This window comes from Rathayibacter sp. AC451 (assembly GCF_979253095.1).
The window spans coordinates 117371-132315 of the sequence record NZ_CEEDBD010000002.1 but is presented as its reverse complement, the minus strand read 5'-3'; the positions used below and the strand labels follow the sequence as shown (position 1 = coordinate 132315).

The following is a 14945-nucleotide window of genomic DNA, read 5'->3' as shown; positions in this document are numbered from 1 at the left end:
CGTTGCTTTGGTCGGTGTCGGGGTACGAGCTACGAAACTTGGTGAGGCCCGCTTCGGCGGGCCTCCTTCGTTTAAGCGGCGGGGATCGGCAGCTCCTCTGCTTGGGGTCGCGGTGCTGCGACGCGGGGGAGCGCACCGTTCATCTGAACGAGCTCACGCAGGAAAGTGTCGAGGTAGTACGCCACTGAGACTCCACTTGCCTCGGCGGCCGCCTTGACTTCTTCGCGTACGTCTGGAGTGACGCGCGCCTGAAGCAGCACGGTGGGAGCATTGTCTGCTCGCTTTGCACGACCCTTGATTGCGCTCATGGGAGCAGTCTTCCGAGCGAATGCATGCATTGCCGGGACGTGTACCGGCGTGTCTGTGAACCGCCAGGCCGAAGCTACGGCGGCAGCAGGCGGTTGGAAGGGCGCCCGAGCAGAGTCGGATGACAGTGCCGCGACACGCCGACAAACGAAGGCCGGCGTTGCTCGGCCTGGGGGCGTAGGTATGATGCTGGACATGGAGAAGCCTCCCGTGAGGGCTGGTGACTTTGGATGGATCGAACCTCTAGGTCGGCAAACTGTGAGGGTTCGAACCACGTAACTTAGATCGGCCCGCCGCGTCACGCGGCGGGCCGCTTTCTAAGCGGCGGAAATATGCGCCTCCTGGTCAATGTCGAACGTGGGCGCCAAGACGGGCAGGTGCCCAGTGGAGTCGCGGAGCTGCTGCAGCAAAAGCTCGAAGTACAGCGAGCGAGATACGCCCGAGGCCTTCGCAGCGCCGTCGACGTCGTCCTTGAGGACGGGTGGCATCTGAACCTCGACGGGCACGGTGACGGCGCCGTTGCGCGCGCGTCGCTTCTGCTTGATCGGTGCCATGCGGCCAGCGTGGTCAGTTAATCCCGGGATTGTGCGCGCCACGCCGTGTCGATCGTCGATCAATCCCGGGATTATGGCGAGCAAGGGGTGCGCGGCCTCCGGTCGGGGTTCGAGCGATGGGGCAACGCGCGTTCTGGCATCATCCGGCAGCCGATGTCTCACTCCTCGAACGCCGGATACCAGCTCCAGCGCACTGTTGCGTTCACCGACTGGACCCTGGAGCAGTGCCGAGATCCCTCTGATCACCTGTTTACCGCTGTCCTCGTGGTTCGTCTCCAGGAGGTCGGGCCGCGAGGGTTCGTTAGGTGTCATCTCGACCACGCCCTCCTCATGCTCCACTTTTCCCGCCGGACTAACGTAGTCGATACTACCTGCGGTTCGTTAATAGCTTGGTTGGCCGGCTCGAACTCTTGCTGCAACCGCGTTGGAGACGGCTGCCATGTGACGCGCGCCGTTCGAGGCGACCAAGTTGGTGAGGTAGGCGACGACGAGTCGGCGGTCGGGGTCGGCCCATGCGACGCAGACGTTTGACCCGTTGTGGCCAAAGGCTCGCGGACTAACGACTGATCCGAGGGGCGGGAAGGGGCTGGGCGTGCGGCCGCCGAGCTGGAAGCCGTGCGCCCAGAGGATCGGGGTGCGGGCGAAGCCGTCGACGTCAGCGACGGTCGAACTGGCAGCGGTGGCCTGAGACAGGATCTCCGGTGAGATGACCTGTGTCCCGGTGCGGTTTCGGCCGCCGTTGAGCAGCATCTCGTAGAAGCGCGCAGCATCTCTCGCGGTCGTGGACATACCCGCGCTGGGAATCACGGCCGTACGGACGGCCCGGCTGTTCAATGCTGCCGTTGCCAGCGGAACAGTGCTGCGGATAGGAACGCAGCGGGAGAGGTCGCTCTCGCCGACGCCGAGCATCGTGTTCGTGGCGCCGAGCGGCTCGAGCAGCGTCTCGGTCATCACGCGCTTGAGCGGTTCCCCCGTGACGCGCTGGATCACCTCGCCCAAGATGTGGCCGTAGGTGAAGACCTGGTAAGCGGGCACGGCGCCCGGGGCCGTCTTGAGTCGGGCGTTCTCGATGTTGCGGATCGAGCGCCGCCAGTTCGTCATGGCGAGCGCGTCGCCGAGGAGGCCTCGCGACGTCGAGAAGCCGGCTCTGTGGTGGAGCACCTGCCGGAGGGTGATCGCGCCCTTCCCGTGTCGAGCGAATTCGGGCCAGTAGTAGGACACCGCCGCGTCGATGTCGAGGATCCCGTCGGCGGCGAGCTGGTGCACGAGGATGCTCAGATACGGCTTGCTGACCGACCACGACCAGAAGAGATGGTCCGGCCCGTGCCCCTGGGAGTGGTCGAGTAGCACTTCGCCGTCGCGAAGAACGACGAGCTGCGCGGAACCGCCGCGTTGTCGAACGAGGTTCACGACAGCAGCTAGCGAGTCGTTCACGCGTCCTCCTCCGCCTGCTCCCGATGCCACGTTCCGGCCGGTACCCGTGGGAAGTGTTGAAACTAACAGTCGCTACCGACACAGGACTACCGTGGACGACATGGCAGCGAGAACTGGCAACGGCGCGTCCGAGTACTCAATGCGCGTCCACGCGGCGATCAAGGCCCTGATGGGCAAGGCAGGTCTGTCCAATGTGGACTTCGCCGCCCGGACTGAGATGACGCTGACCTACTTCTACGCGCGGATGCGCGGTGACGCGATGTTCGACACCAACGACCTCGAGCGCATCGCCCGAGTGCTCGGCGTCAAGGTCGCGGACATCTTCACGATCGCCGACGAGTTCGGCTCGCCAGCCGAGGACGTCGACGAGGTGGTCGTGCTCACCAACGGTGCCGAGTTCGCGAGACGCTTGAGCGTTCTCCTGCCGGCTGGCACGAGTTCAAAGGATGACGTCGCGGGAATCCCTGCTGCGCGAGTCTCCGAGATGTTGGGCGCGAATTCGCGATTCGGCGTGACGCGCAGCGAGCTCGCCCGCCTGGCGTCGCACTTCGAAGTCCCGGAAGCGTTTTTGACCGAGCTGACCACGTCTGAGGACACCGCCATGATCGAGGCCGATCTCGAACTGCGCCGAGCGCTCGCGTCCAAAGGAGTCGAGACGTTGGCCGCACGCTCGCTCGGAGGGAGCCTGTCGCCGGCCGCCATTCGCGGTATCGCCGCGTCGATTCGAGCGCTACGCGAGTAGCTACTGCGATCTGGGAGGAGAATTGTGCAAGACCCATGGCTCGTGACTAACGAGATCCGCCGTACCGCTGAGCGTGCCTTCGCTGAGATCTTCACCGGGGATGACGCAGGCGAGCTGTCAACCGAGGAAGCGGTCATCCGTCGCGCCGAGGAAGTCCTCGGCGCCGAGATCGAGGTGTACCAGGGCGGGGACGCGTCCTGGGAGAACTACCTCGCGCTGACGCTGACCGTCTCCGATGACCTGCTGCTTCCCAGTAAGTACAAGATCCTCATTCGCAGCGACAAGAAGGCGTATTACCGCACCTTCAATGTGTTCCACGAGCTCGCGCACATCTTGCTCGGTCACCCGCCCAGCGAGGTGCAACTGCCCGACACGTTCGACTTCGCAGCCATGGGTGTCACGAGTGGCGACAGCACGGTGCGTCACGCGAAGCAGTTCGTGTTCGACGGGGAAGACGTCGCGCCGACGCGGCGCATCATCGAGGGAGAGGCGGAGGAGTTCGCCCGCTTGATGGTGTCGCTGGTGATGCACCCGCGCTACCGGTCAGGAGAGCGGAGGTTCGGCTAAGTGAGCCCGATCGAACGCTTCTTCTTCACCGCGACCTTCCTCGCCGTCACCGCCTACTTCCTGGGCTGGTTCGTTGCGATCCTCGCCCGCCGCCGTCCGCCCACACGACCGTGGGCGGCTGCCGGCTTCGGCTCGGTCGGTCTACTCGCGCTCGGCGCTTTCCCTGCTTTCCCGCTCGAGGACGTCGATCGATTACTGGGAGGAACAAACGGGTATTACTGCGTGATGGTCATTGCCGCGGGTACCGCGATGTGGCTGCTGGTGGAAGCGATCACCGATGTCGGCCATGTCCGCTGGCGCTCCGTCGTACTCCTCGTCGCCTGGGTCCTCGCCTACGGGATCGCGTTCGCAGCGATCGACCGGGGGCCGACCTCGCCCAAGTTCTCGCACGAGGAAGTCGGGCAGCTTCCGATGATCCTCTGTGGCGGCATCTACCTGCTCGGGCTCGTCGCCCTCTTCGTGCGGCTGATCGTGGCGGTGTCGACATACCCGCGGCGCGCCTACTGGCCCTTCACCGTCGGCGCCGCGCTCATCATCATTGCTGCAGCCAGCGAGCTTGCCGGCATGCTCGTCGCGCGCTACGTACCCGACTCGTCCGCGGTGACGGACGTCCTCTACCTCGTCTTCACTCCTGGGTTCTTCGGCGGAATCCTGCTCCTCATCGCCGGCCTTTGCAGCTTCCCACTGCGGCGAACCGTGCGGGACATCGCGGTGGACCTCTGCTCCCGCAACCTCGTCGCGATGCTGACGACGCGGGAGATCTCCGCTCCTCCGATGTCCTTCGTTCGAGAGGGAACGGATAGCGAGAAGAAGCTCGTCCGGCTGATGACGCTGCAAGTGCGGGTCACTGATGCGGTCATGGTCGGCGCAATGAAATTGAACACCAGCGAGAACGGAGTCGTCCGTCGCGCCGAGCGACTGATTGACGGGGAACTACGAGCAGCAGGCATGGGATGGAACGAATGAACAAGTTGATCGTCGGAGCAGCAGCAGCCGGAGGCGTCGCCGTCGCAGGAGTCATCGGTTCGGTAATCGCCGCCCGCCAAGTCGTGCTTCCGGTCGACCCGCCTCAGATCCCGATCCTGCACCAGGACGGGGAGACGATGACGCTGGCCGTCGACGGCAAGACCATCGCTCCCGGCATCCTCGGCATCTTCCGCACCGACCGAACCGGTCACGCGACCCTCAGTCGCCCGATCCACACCGACTCGGTGACGGGAGCGATCACCCGACGCATTGAGTCGACCTGGGGTGCGAGCTTCGCCGGCGAGAAGGCCGTCATCTGCGAGGGCGACGTCTTCGCCGGACCCGAAGCTGTCGACCCCGACTACGTGGAGGTCCTGATCCCCGGACCTCTCGGCGACTGCCCCGCGTGGCAGATGGGCCCGGATGAGAACCCGGAGGGCACGTGGGCGATCCACGTGCACGGCATCCGCACCAAGAGAATCCACGCGCTGCGCAGCGTGCCGGCGATGACCGCCCTCGGATACACCTCCCTGGTCGTCTCCTTCCGCGGCGACGGCGACGGGCCGGCAGTGCCTCGCAGCGCTTCAATGCTGGGTCAGCGCGAGTGGGCCGACGTGGCCGCGGCGATCGACTACGCGGCCGCCCACGGCGCGCGCAAGATCGTCCTCATCGGATGGTCCCTCGGCGGCGGCGTGGCACTGCTCGCAGCGGAGCGCACGAGCCGCCGTGACCTGCTCTCAGGCCTCGTACTCATTGGGCCGGCACTGAACTGGAAGACGGCGATCGAGCAGGGAGCCGTCGAAATCGGCCTGCCCCGTCAGGTCGCAATCCTCGGCCTCGTCGGCCTGCGCAGCAAGCTCGCGAGCCGTCTCGTCGGCCTACCCGAGCCGGTCGACTTCGACGCCCTGGACTGGGTGCGCGAGCCTCGGGCCGCAGCTCTGGGCTGCCCGATCCTCTTGTTCCACTCGCCGGGTGACACGACCCTCCCGATGGACGTCTCTCAGCGGTTCGCGACGCTCAACGCACCCGCTGTGGAAGTAGTCGAGACGGCCGCGACCGCTCACAACACCGAGTACAACGTCGACCCCGAAGTCTTCGACGCAACGATCGCTCGATGGATTTCGCAGCACCAGTAACGACGGCGCTAGTCCTGCCGTACTGTTAACGCTATGGCAGTTCTTCCGGGCACATCGCGGAGAGGGCGCTCACCCGTCGACGCCAGCCGGACCGGCGGGGCGCGTTGCGCGGAACGGTGGTCCTCTGCCGTGCGCTTTTTCCACCTCGGCAACAGCCACCCCGTCGAGTGCGCGTGCCGGTGCTGCGTCCTCAAGCGCGAGCCCGTCGCGGCGGAGGGGGACTTGGACGTGCGCACTGGCCTGGTGCGTCACTACCCGGTGTCCGAGCTCGAGGAGGCCGTCTGCGACGCGATCTTGCGGGCGGTGGTGTTGGAGACGTACTGGTTCGGCCGGGATGTGATCGCGGCCGGCAACATGCTCCACGCCGCGGAGCGATTCGAAGATGTGGCGGTGACTACGCCGGACGGGGATCAGTTCGCCCTTGAAGGCTGGCTTGCAGCCGATGGCTTCGAACTGCAGTTCGCGACCGGGCTGCGTGCGGTCGCGGATGCGGACGAAGCGCTTGCGCACCGCTGCGTCACACTTCTCGAACCCATTCCGGCGGGGACTGGGAACGCGTTCTGTCTCAGATAGCGACCGGCGGGTGCGAGAGGTCGGTCTGGCCCTTCTGGTAGGCCCGGCTGATCTCGTGCAGGCGGTCGATCGCTTCCCAGTCCACCCGATACGTCACAGTCTTGCGATGCCGCGCGCCGGGCGCCGGCCATCCGATGATCGCGCCCGCTTCTTCCAGCGGGTTCAGATAGCCGAACAGCGTCACCTTGTTCCGAGCCTCCGGCACTGCCTCGAGGATCTCGGCCACCGTCGCTCCATGCGTGCGCGCGGACTCCTGGGACAGGAAATGCAGGACGCGATTGCCGATCTCACTGGTCATCGCGCGCATGTGCATCACCTCCCGAGACGGCGGAGGGAGCGAAGTCGACACGGGCTCCATTGTGGCGCATGAGCCGTTTCCTCCCGTCAGAGCCACGGCCAAGCACCGCCGGAGCAGTTCGGTCCCGCCAATCTGTACGCTTCAATCTAACAGCAGTAAGTATCACCCTTATAGTTGTCGAAGCGCCGACCGGATCCGTCGGCAGGCGTGACGAACCGAGGGGGGACACCATGAGGATGCTGAGCAAGGCAGTCCCGGCTGTCGCACTCGCTCTCGCCACAGCTGGATGCACCAGCCCCGACTCGGCGGCGACCTCGACGCCTGCCAGCTCTCCGTCCGGCGCTACCACCTTCGCGAGCGGGCAGCTTCCGCCTCACGTGAACCCACCGACAGAGAGCAGCCCTGCACCTGACGCCGGCCCGCTCGACGTCGAGCCGACGCCGGAGGTGACCGCCGAGAGCGACACGATCACGATCGCTGTCGACGCGGTGACTGCGTTCTGCCGCCCGGTTCTCGATTACGAGAGGTGGATCGGTGAGCTCTACCCGTTTCTGACTCAGCATGCCGCTGTGGCCTACGAGACGGTCGACCCGGCGAACGTGCCGTGCACGGCGGTCGCCGATGGTGCGCGCGTGCGCGATGGGGACGGCGTGTATACGGTGCGCGTTCTCGTTCCGACCGACGCGGGCGAGTACTCCGTTTTCGTCCACCGCTCTGCGCAGACCGCCCCGTGGGGTGTCGAGCAGATCACGCCTCGGACATCGGAGTAGCCCGGTGCAGAAGGGGGGACTGGGGGTGCTGGCGGCGGTCATGGTGCCGGTCGTTGCGATCGCGATGCTGCTGTGGGTGCTGTTCTTCGGCGGTGCCGCTGCAGCCGCATGCCTGCCCGGCGGGGGACCGATCAGCGTGGGTGCAATCCCGGCTGATGCTCGAGTCGGCGGCTACGGGCGCGACCAGCTCGTCAACGCTGCGCTGATCGTCAACGCTGGCGCTGCGAAGGGGCTCGGCGCGGACGGGCAGACGCTCGGCGTGCAGACGGCGATTGGGGAGTCCTCGCTCGTGAACATCTCTTACGGGGACGGTGCGATCAACCCGGACGGGTCGGTCGCTGACTCGATCGGTCTGTTCCAGCAGCAGTCGAGCTGGGGCACAGTCGAGCAACGCATGGACCCCACGACCGCGGCCGGCTTCTTTTACGACCGTCTCATGGCAGTCGAGGCGTGGCAATCGATGGAGCCTTCGATCGCGATCAACAAGGTGCAGCGCAACGCCAATCCGAACCACTACACGAAGTACCGGTCCGACGCCGTGGCGATCATGACCTACCTGAACAGCCTCGGCAGCAGCACGACCGCACCCTCGGCGAGCACCGCCCCAGTCGGCGTCTCGTCAACGCCGACCGGCACCGCACCCGCGACTCCCGCGCCGTTCGGTGGATGCGTCACCGTCTCCGGTGACGCGCAATCCCTCGCGGCTGGGCTCGTTGCGGCAATGGAGGAGGGTCGGCTGCGCCTACTCGAAGACCGCTACGCCCAGCAGATCCGCGAGATGGCCGCGGGGACCGCGAAGGAGAACTGCGGCATCGACGTGCGGATCCTCCAGGTAATCACGATCGCTCTGAACACGTTCGGGAAGGTCGGCGTCTCCGATCTCAACCGCCAGTGCACAGGCTCGCTCCTCGGCGCCGGCACCGGCTCCTCGCACTGGATGAACGGTGGCGGGAAGGCGGTCGACTTCTTCTCCTTCGACGACACCGCCACGACCGGGTGCGATCCGAACGCTCTCAAGCTCCTCGACGTCCTCGACCCCCAGGTGCCGGCGGGATCGCGCGCCGGGCAGATCCAGTGCCGCTCGACCAGCTACAAGCACATCACCCAGTTCACGGATACGCCGAACCACCTGCACTTCGACGTCGCCTACGCCGACGGCCCCCTCACCACCGGATAACCGGTCTACTTCGAGCCCCACCCGGCGGCACCGAACACCCCGCACCACCACCACACGAAACGGAGCACTTCATGTCCGCACTCGCTCTCACCACCGAGCTGATCACCGCCGCCGGCAGCCTCGGCGCCGTCGTCCCCGACCCAGGCCCCGGAGGCATGCCCCCCGGGTTCGAGGCCTTCACCACAACCATGGGCTGGGCCAAGTGGGTTGGCCTCGGCGTCGCCGTCGTCGGCCTGATCATCCTCGGCGTCACCATGACCGTCTCCGCCCGCCGCGGCGAAGGCGGAGAGATCGGCGGCTGGCTTGGCCGCCTCCTCCTCGGCGTGATCATCGTGTCCGCATCCTTCACCCTCGTCAGCTTCCTGATGGGTGCCTAGCGTCTAAAGGACATCGACCGCACCACCAATGAAAGGCATGACGTCATGAGCGACACGGAGCAGCGCAACCCGTTCACCAGTCGAGGATTCATCTTCGGAGCGATCATCGTCGGGATCCTCGTACTGGCCGGGATCCTGGTCGCCGTCACGTCGCTGCGCGGAGGCGACGGGCAAAACACTCCCGCCGCCTCCGCGACGCCTAACCCTTCCGCCACAACCGAGATTGGGGCAGACGCTGCAAGCGTCTGCGACCTGCCCGGATACGAGGACACGAGTTCGCTGACCTCGCCGCCCACGGCGGAGTGGAGTATCGCTGGAACCGTCGCAGTGCCAAGTTCCGACACCGCGGGACCGGGCGTAGTGGATGAGGGTTTCCGGTCCTGCTTCGCCCACACCGCGGAAGGAGCGCTGTTCTCCGCGATCAGCTTCGTCGCCATGTCTTCAGACGCTCGGACTGCCTCTCGCGTCAGCGAGATGGTCGCCCCTGGTATTGGCCGTGATGCCGCAATCGCGGAAACCGACCCAGATGCTCCGATCTCCTCCTCCCGACTCCAGCTCGCCGGCTACAACATCACCGCCTACACCGCCGACGAAGCAGTCATCGACCTCGCCTGGACCGTGACGACCAGCGGTGGCTCCCTCGTCAGCTACCCGATCGCTCTTTCGTGGAGCGAGGGCGACTGGAAGGTGCAGGTCGCTGACAACGGACAGCCTCGATTCTCTGCCTCGCCGCTCGACTCGCTCGGCGGCTACATACCTTGGAGTGGCATCTAGTGACCACAGCACCCAATGCGGGCTGCCCACCTCTCGACCTCTTCTGCACCATCGGTGAAGGTGTTGGCGACGTAGTCTCCGCCGCCACCAACGACGCACTGCAGCAGTTCGTGAACAACATCCTGGAGGGCTACGGCAAAGCGATCGTGTCGCTCGGCACCCTGTGGGTGAATGTGCCCTCCCCGGTGACCGTGGTCGACCGGGGAGGCGGCGTTAACGGCGGCGGAACACCGCCTGTACCGGAGGCGTTCGAGACAATCCTCGGCTACGTGACGTGGGTCACCGCCGGTCTCGCTGTCATGTCTCTGATCGTCGCCGGCGTCATGATGTCCGCTCGACGCCGCTACGGAGACGGCGAAGCGCACCTCGGACGCATCGGCGTCATCCTCCTGGCCGTGATCATCCTCTCCTCCGCCTCCGCTCTCGTGACCGGATTCCTGCCGCTGGCAATGCATTTGAACGAGTCCTCGAGCGTCGTCGGCTGGGTACAGGGGCAGCTCGAGTGGTACGCCGGCGGTCTCGCGATCCTCTCGATCCTCGTCGCCGCAGGCCGCATGATCTGGACTCAGCGCGCGGCCGAGTTGCGCACCCTCGCCCGGTCCGTGCTGACTCTGATCGCTGTGGCCGGAGCCGGGCTCGTCGTGATCCGCCTTGCCACTCAGGCGGGTGATGAGTTCTCCGTCTGGATCCTCAACCGTTCCACCGACTGTGACGTCACCAACGGCGAGAGCAACTGCTTCGGCACGAACGTCTTCGCGATGATCTCGCTGACCGCCACCTCGGGCATCGGCCTCATTGGCCTGTTCCTCCTCGGGATCCTCGCGGTCCTGATGACCTACATCCAGGTCGCGCTGATGATCTTCCGCGGCGCGATGCTCGTCGTCCTCGCGGGGATCTTCCCGATCGCCGCGGCTGCGACGAACACCGAGCTCGGGCAGCAGTGGTTCAAGAAGACGATGGCCTGGACCCTCGCGTTCATTCTCTACAAGCCCGCTGCAGCGATCGTCTACGCGATCGCGTTCCGGATGACCGGTACCGACCTGTTCAAGTCGGACGGGACAGGGCTCTTCCAGATCGTCACCGGCCTCGCGCTCATGCTCATCGCGCTCGTGGCTCTGCCCGCGCTGATGCGCTTCCTCGTTCCCGCCGTTTCCTCGGTCGGCGGCAGCGGGGGAGGGGCAGGTCTGCTCCTGAGCGCCGCCGCGGTGAGCGGCGCTGGCGACATCGCTACCGGTGCGATCCGCTCCCGCGCCGGTAGCGACAGCGGGGGAGGTGGGGGAGCTCCAGGCGGTAGCGGCGGATTCGGTTCGGCGCCGACCGGCAGCAACGCCTCCGCGGGCAGCACGGGATCGCCCGCTTCGGCTTCCGCTCCTGGCGGCGCGAGTTCCGCCGCCGGCGGGGGAGCTGCAGTCGGCGGATCGGCCGGTGGCGCAGCGACATCGGCAGGTGGCGCTGCAGCAGGCGGCGGAGCTGCCGCGGTAGCGGCTGGCGGTCCTATCGGGATCGGCGTCATGGCGGCGAGCAAGGCTGCTGAGGGAGCGAAGCAAGCAACGGGAGCGGTCCAGGCCGCGACAGAGGACGCCACCGGCGGCAACGGGAGCGGGAACTGATGACCACCACGACTCCCACCCGCAGCGCTGAGGCGCCGCGGACCTACGGCAATTGGCGCCGCCCGCAGACTGCGGGACTTGGCGGCCTCGGGCAGCTCGCCACCGGGGTGCTGTTTCTCGGCATCCTCTCCTCGATCATCGCGTCGATGTTCTCGGGACTTGGGGCCGCGCTGATCGTCGCAGCGATCTTCGGCGGGATCTTGCTGACGGTTTCGGTGAAGGACAAGCACGGGCAGAGCGCCCTCGGAAGGACGGTGAATCGCGTGAACTGGATGCGGACGAAGGCCAAGGGAGCGAACGTCTACCGTTCCGGCCCCGTGGGTCGGGCGAAGTGGGGCACGTTCCAGCTTCCCGGCCTGGCTGCGGCGTCGCAGCTCTCCGAGCACGAGGACTCGCACGGGCGCAGGTTCGCTCTCGTGCACGTCCCCTCGACCAAGCACTACACCGTCGTGATCGCCACGGAGCCGGACGGCGCCGCTCTGGTGGATCAGGAGCAGGTCAACAACCAGGTCGCGGAGTACGGCATCTGGCTCTCCAACCTCGGAGACGAGCCCGGCATCGAGGCCGCCTCCGTCACCGTCGAGACGGCCCCCGACACCGGTACGCGCCTGCGGTCGGAGGTCGAGGGGTCGATGGACCCGGACGCTCCGGAGTTCGCTCGAGCGATGCTCTCGGAGGTCGTGAGCAGCTACCCGGTCGGGTCGGCCACGATCCGCGCCTACGTCGCGATCACGTTCTCGTCCCTGTCTCGCATCGGCGGGAAGCGCCGTAACGCGAAGGAGGTCGCCGCCGACCTCGCCGCCCGCCTCCCCGGGCTGACGACGGGCCTCGCCGCGACCGGTGCGGGCGCTGCGCGGCCGCTCGGTGCTCAGGAGCTGTGCGAGGTGATCCGGGTCGCCTACGACCCCGCCGCGGCCGTCCTGATCGATGAGGCCCGCGCATCCGGTGACGTGCCCGAGCTGTCGTGGACCGACGTCGGCCCCGCGGCCGCGGAGTCCCGGTGGGACTCGTACCGGCACGACGGCGCCGTGTCGACGTCGTGGACGATGACCTCCCCACCTCGCGGAGTCGTGCAGTCCGGGATCCTCGCCCGGCTGCTGGCTCCGCACCGCGACGTCGCCCGCAAGCGCGTCACCCTGCTCTACCGCCCCATCGACCCGGCCCGCGCCGCGGCCATCGTGGAGGCGGACCTGAACGCGGCGCAGTTCAACAGCTCCGCGTCCACCAAGCCCACCGCCCGTTCGACCCTTTCCACCCGCTCCGCCCAGGCGACCGCGGCGGAAGAGGCGTCCGGTGCCGGCCTGCTCAACTTCGGGCTGATCGTCACCGCGACCACCACCGATCCCGTGCACGAGGCCGACGCCCGCGCGGCGATCGACTCGCTGACCGCTGCCGCGCGGCTGCGGGTGCGTCCGGCGTTCGGGTCGCAGGACACCATGTTCGCCGCGGGCCTGCCGCTGGGGCTCGTGCTCCCGCGCCACCTCCGCCTGCCCACCGAAGTGAGGGAGTCCCTGTGAGCATCATCACCCGCCTCTTTCAGTCCAACAATGGCAGCGAGCCCGAGCCCGGAGAGGACGTCCTACCGGACGGTGTAGTCACCGCCGCGCACGGAGAGACGACGGGTGAGGACCTGCCCGTCGACGGTCTTCCCTCCGGTGCTGTCTCCTCGTCCTCGCAGGCCGCGGACGCTACTGCGGCGCCCTCGCGGCGAGCTGTGGGTGCGCAGAGCGAGGGTCCGGTGATGGCGGTCGCGCAGCGGCCGACGCTGGCTCGTGAGCGCACCCGCCCGCGCACCAGGCGCCGGGAGGGGAAGAAGGTCGAGATCCCGCACGGTGGGAAGAAGACGGCCCAGGGGACCGCGTTGCGCCGTCCTCTGCGGCCGACAATCCGCGGGTGGCTCGGCCGCGGCGGCGGCGAAGCCGTCAACGTCACGGCCGCCGATGAGTTCCGCGGGACGACCGTGCAGGTGTGCGGGCTGTACCCGTTCTCGGTCGGGACGGGTACGCCAATGATCGGGGTGCCGCTGGGGAAAAACCTCTCCACCGGCGCCTCCGTCTGCTGCGACCCGATCAGCTGGTTCCAGCGCGCGAACCTCATCAGCAACCCGTCGATGTTCGTGCTCGGGAAGCCTGGCCTGGGGAAGTCCTCGCTGACCCGCCGCATGGCCGCCGGCCTCGCCGGGTACGGCACGATCCCGCTCGTGTTGGGTGACTTGAAGCCGGATTATGTGGATCTGATCGAAGCCCTCGACGGGCAGGTGGTCCCTCTCGGCCGTGGCCGCGGCTACCTGAACATCCTCGATCCCGGCGAGGCGTCGGAGGCGGCGCAGCGCCTCCGTGACGAGGCCGACCGCTCACTCGAGCGGGCCGACGAGCTCGCGCACCAGGTCGACGCGCTCGGCGTCTCCGACGACACCGCGGCGATGATCGCGGAGGTCGGCCGGCTGCGCAAGCACGCCGCGAAGGTGCAGCGCCTGGCTCACCAGGTCCTCGCGGACGCCCACGGCCGCCGGCACACGATGGTCGCCGCACTCCTGACGATCCTCCGCTCCCAGCCGCCGACCGACCGCGAAGAGACGATCATCGACCGGGCTCTGAAGTACCTGGACGAGCACCACCAGGGAGTGCCGGTCCTCGCGGACCTGCTGCGCGTGATCCAGGAGGCGCCGGACGAGATTCGTCAGGTCGCGTTGGACCGCGGCGACATCGAAAAGTACAAGGACGTCACCGAGAACCTCGAAGCCTCCCTCATCGGCCTCACCACCGGTGGACGCCTGGGCGAGGTGTTCTCGAAGCAGACCACCACGCCGATGCGCCGGGACCGGCCCGTCGTCTACGACGTGTCCTCAATCGATGACTCCGAAGGCGACCTCCAGGCCGCGATCCTCCTCGCCTGCTGGTCCGCCGGATTCGGGACCGTCAACGTCGCGGCCGCCCTCGCGGACGCGGAGCTCGAACCGCAGCGGCACTACTTCGTGATCCTGGACGAGCTGTGGCGGGCGCTACGCGCGGGCAAGGGCATGGTCGATCGCGTCGATGCCCTCACCCGCCTGAACCGCGCGCGCGGCGTCGGCCTGGCGATGATCAGCCACACGATGTCCGACCTCCTCGCTCTCGCCTCCCAGGAGGACCAGATGAAGGCAAAGGGCTTCGTGGAGCGCTCCGGCATGGTCATCTGCGGCGGCCTCCCCGGCGCGGAGATGCCGCTGCTGACCTCGGCGGTGCCGATGTCGATCGCTGAACAGGGGATGCTCACCTCCTGGCAGGACCCACCCGCCTGGGACCCCGTGTCCGGGCACGAGTCCGAGCCTCCCGGCCGCGGCCGCTTCCTGATCAAGGTCGGCGGACGTCCCGGGATCCCGGTGCGCGTCGAGCTGACCGCGGCGGAGAAGGAGGTCAACGACACCAACAAGCTCTGGCACGCGACCTCCCGCGCCGGACGTGCGGCGGAGCCGCTGCCCACCGATCCCGTGAACGTCGAGATCCTGCCGTGAGCGCGAGGCGACCGGACGCTACGCGGCCGGGATGGTCGGCCTCGCTGTGGTCGCTGCCCCAGCGCTCTGCTGCGCGAGCGTGCTGGTGAGCCGGCTATGACATGCCCGTCGACGCTTGCGTTCGAGGGCTACCTCTGGGCCTGCCAACGGGCAGTCCCGGGCGATCAC

Annotated in this window: 16 protein-coding genes; 12 read left to right on the top strand and 4 right to left on the bottom strand. The window is 67.3% G+C overall.

The genetic code is table 11. The features are described 5' to 3' along the window. Window positions 1-71 precede the first annotated feature (71 nt). From AC0CID_RS19825 to AC0CID_RS19815, 3 genes are all read right to left on the bottom strand, one after another. Complete coding sequence (locus AC0CID_RS19825) at window positions 72-308, bottom strand: hypothetical protein (protein WP_243592685.1); 237 nt, start codon at window positions 306-308, stop codon at window positions 72-74. A gap of 315 nt (window positions 309-623) precedes the next feature. Beyond that, entirely contained in the window at window positions 624-1181 is a 558-nt protein-coding gene (locus AC0CID_RS19820) for a hypothetical protein (protein ID WP_465228258.1), read from the bottom strand. Window positions 1182-1241: 60 nt separating this feature from the next. Beyond that, the gene (locus AC0CID_RS19815; RefSeq protein WP_465228257.1) at window positions 1242-2294 is read right to left on the bottom strand and encodes a serine hydrolase domain-containing protein; all 1053 of its coding nucleotides are present in this window, start codon (window positions 2292-2294) and stop codon (window positions 1242-1244) included. Window positions 2295-2385: 91 nt separating this feature from the next. Here AC0CID_RS19815 and AC0CID_RS19810 point away from each other — a divergent pair, with 91 nt between their 5' ends. The 5 genes from AC0CID_RS19810 (at window position 2386) to AC0CID_RS19790 (ending at window position 6278) form a co-directional block, all read left to right on the top strand. Beyond that, complete coding sequence (locus AC0CID_RS19810) at window positions 2386-3036, top strand: helix-turn-helix domain-containing protein (RefSeq protein WP_243592687.1); 651 nt, start codon at window positions 2386-2388, stop codon at window positions 3034-3036. A gap of 42 nt (window positions 3037-3078) precedes the next feature. Next, a complete protein-coding gene (locus AC0CID_RS19805) occupies window positions 3079-3603 on the top strand; it encodes a hypothetical protein (RefSeq protein ID WP_465228256.1) in 525 nt (174 codons plus the stop codon). Next, window positions 3604-4569 carry a hypothetical protein gene (locus AC0CID_RS19800; protein WP_465228255.1) on the top strand — a complete coding sequence of 322 codons (966 nt, stop codon included), beginning with the start codon at window positions 3604-3606 and terminating at the stop codon, window positions 4567-4569. After that, window positions 4566-5705 carry an alpha/beta hydrolase family protein gene (locus tag AC0CID_RS19795; RefSeq protein ID WP_243592690.1) on the top strand — a complete coding sequence of 380 codons (1140 nt, stop codon included), beginning with the start codon at window positions 4566-4568 and terminating at the stop codon, window positions 5703-5705. Before AC0CID_RS19800 ends, AC0CID_RS19795 begins: the two co-directional genes overlap by 4 nt. A 222-nt stretch (window positions 5706-5927) precedes the next feature. Continuing rightward, a complete protein-coding gene (locus AC0CID_RS19790; protein WP_243592691.1) occupies window positions 5928-6278 on the top strand; it encodes a hypothetical protein in 351 nt (116 codons plus the stop codon). Here AC0CID_RS19790 and AC0CID_RS19785 read toward each other — a convergent pair. Continuing rightward, window positions 6271-6585: a hypothetical protein gene (locus AC0CID_RS19785; protein WP_465228254.1), complete on the bottom strand. Its 315-nt coding sequence runs from the start codon at window positions 6583-6585 to the stop codon at window positions 6271-6273. The two genes, AC0CID_RS19790 and AC0CID_RS19785, sit on opposite strands and share 8 nt — an antisense overlap. Before the next feature lie 221 nt (window positions 6586-6806). Between AC0CID_RS19785 and AC0CID_RS19780 the strand changes: the two genes are divergently transcribed. The 7 genes from AC0CID_RS19780 (at window position 6807) to AC0CID_RS19750 (ending at window position 14777) form a co-directional block, all read left to right on the top strand. Further along, complete coding sequence (locus AC0CID_RS19780) at window positions 6807-7346, top strand: hypothetical protein (RefSeq protein ID WP_465228253.1); 540 nt, start codon at window positions 6807-6809, stop codon at window positions 7344-7346. Between the two features lie 4 nt (window positions 7347-7350). Beyond that, a complete protein-coding gene (locus AC0CID_RS19775; RefSeq protein WP_243592694.1) occupies window positions 7351-8523 on the top strand; it encodes a hypothetical protein in 1173 nt (390 codons plus the stop codon). 71 nt (window positions 8524-8594) lie between these two features. Beyond that, window positions 8595-8900: a hypothetical protein gene (locus AC0CID_RS19770; protein ID WP_243592695.1), complete on the top strand. Its 306-nt coding sequence runs from the start codon at window positions 8595-8597 to the stop codon at window positions 8898-8900. A 45-nt stretch (window positions 8901-8945) separates the two neighbouring features. Beyond that, window positions 8946-9674 carry a DUF8175 domain-containg protein gene (locus tag AC0CID_RS19765; protein WP_243592696.1) on the top strand — a complete coding sequence of 243 codons (729 nt, stop codon included), beginning with the start codon at window positions 8946-8948 and terminating at the stop codon, window positions 9672-9674. Continuing rightward, window positions 9674-11284 (top strand): hypothetical protein, encoded by a 1611-nt coding sequence (locus tag AC0CID_RS19760; protein WP_465228252.1) that lies wholly within the window; start codon window positions 9674-9676, stop codon window positions 11282-11284. The genes AC0CID_RS19765 and AC0CID_RS19760 overlap by 1 nt, the downstream gene beginning before the upstream one ends. Continuing rightward, the gene (locus tag AC0CID_RS19755) at window positions 11284-12801 is read left to right on the top strand and encodes an SCO6880 family protein (RefSeq protein ID WP_465228251.1); all 1518 of its coding nucleotides are present in this window, start codon (window positions 11284-11286) and stop codon (window positions 12799-12801) included. Before AC0CID_RS19760 ends, AC0CID_RS19755 begins: the two co-directional genes overlap by 1 nt. Window positions 12802-13025: 224 nt before the next feature. Continuing rightward, window positions 13026-14777, top strand: coding sequence for an ATP/GTP-binding protein (locus tag AC0CID_RS19750; RefSeq protein ID WP_465228315.1), 1752 nt, complete (start codon window positions 13026-13028; stop codon window positions 14775-14777). The last annotated feature ends 168 nt before the right edge of the window (window positions 14778-14945 follow it).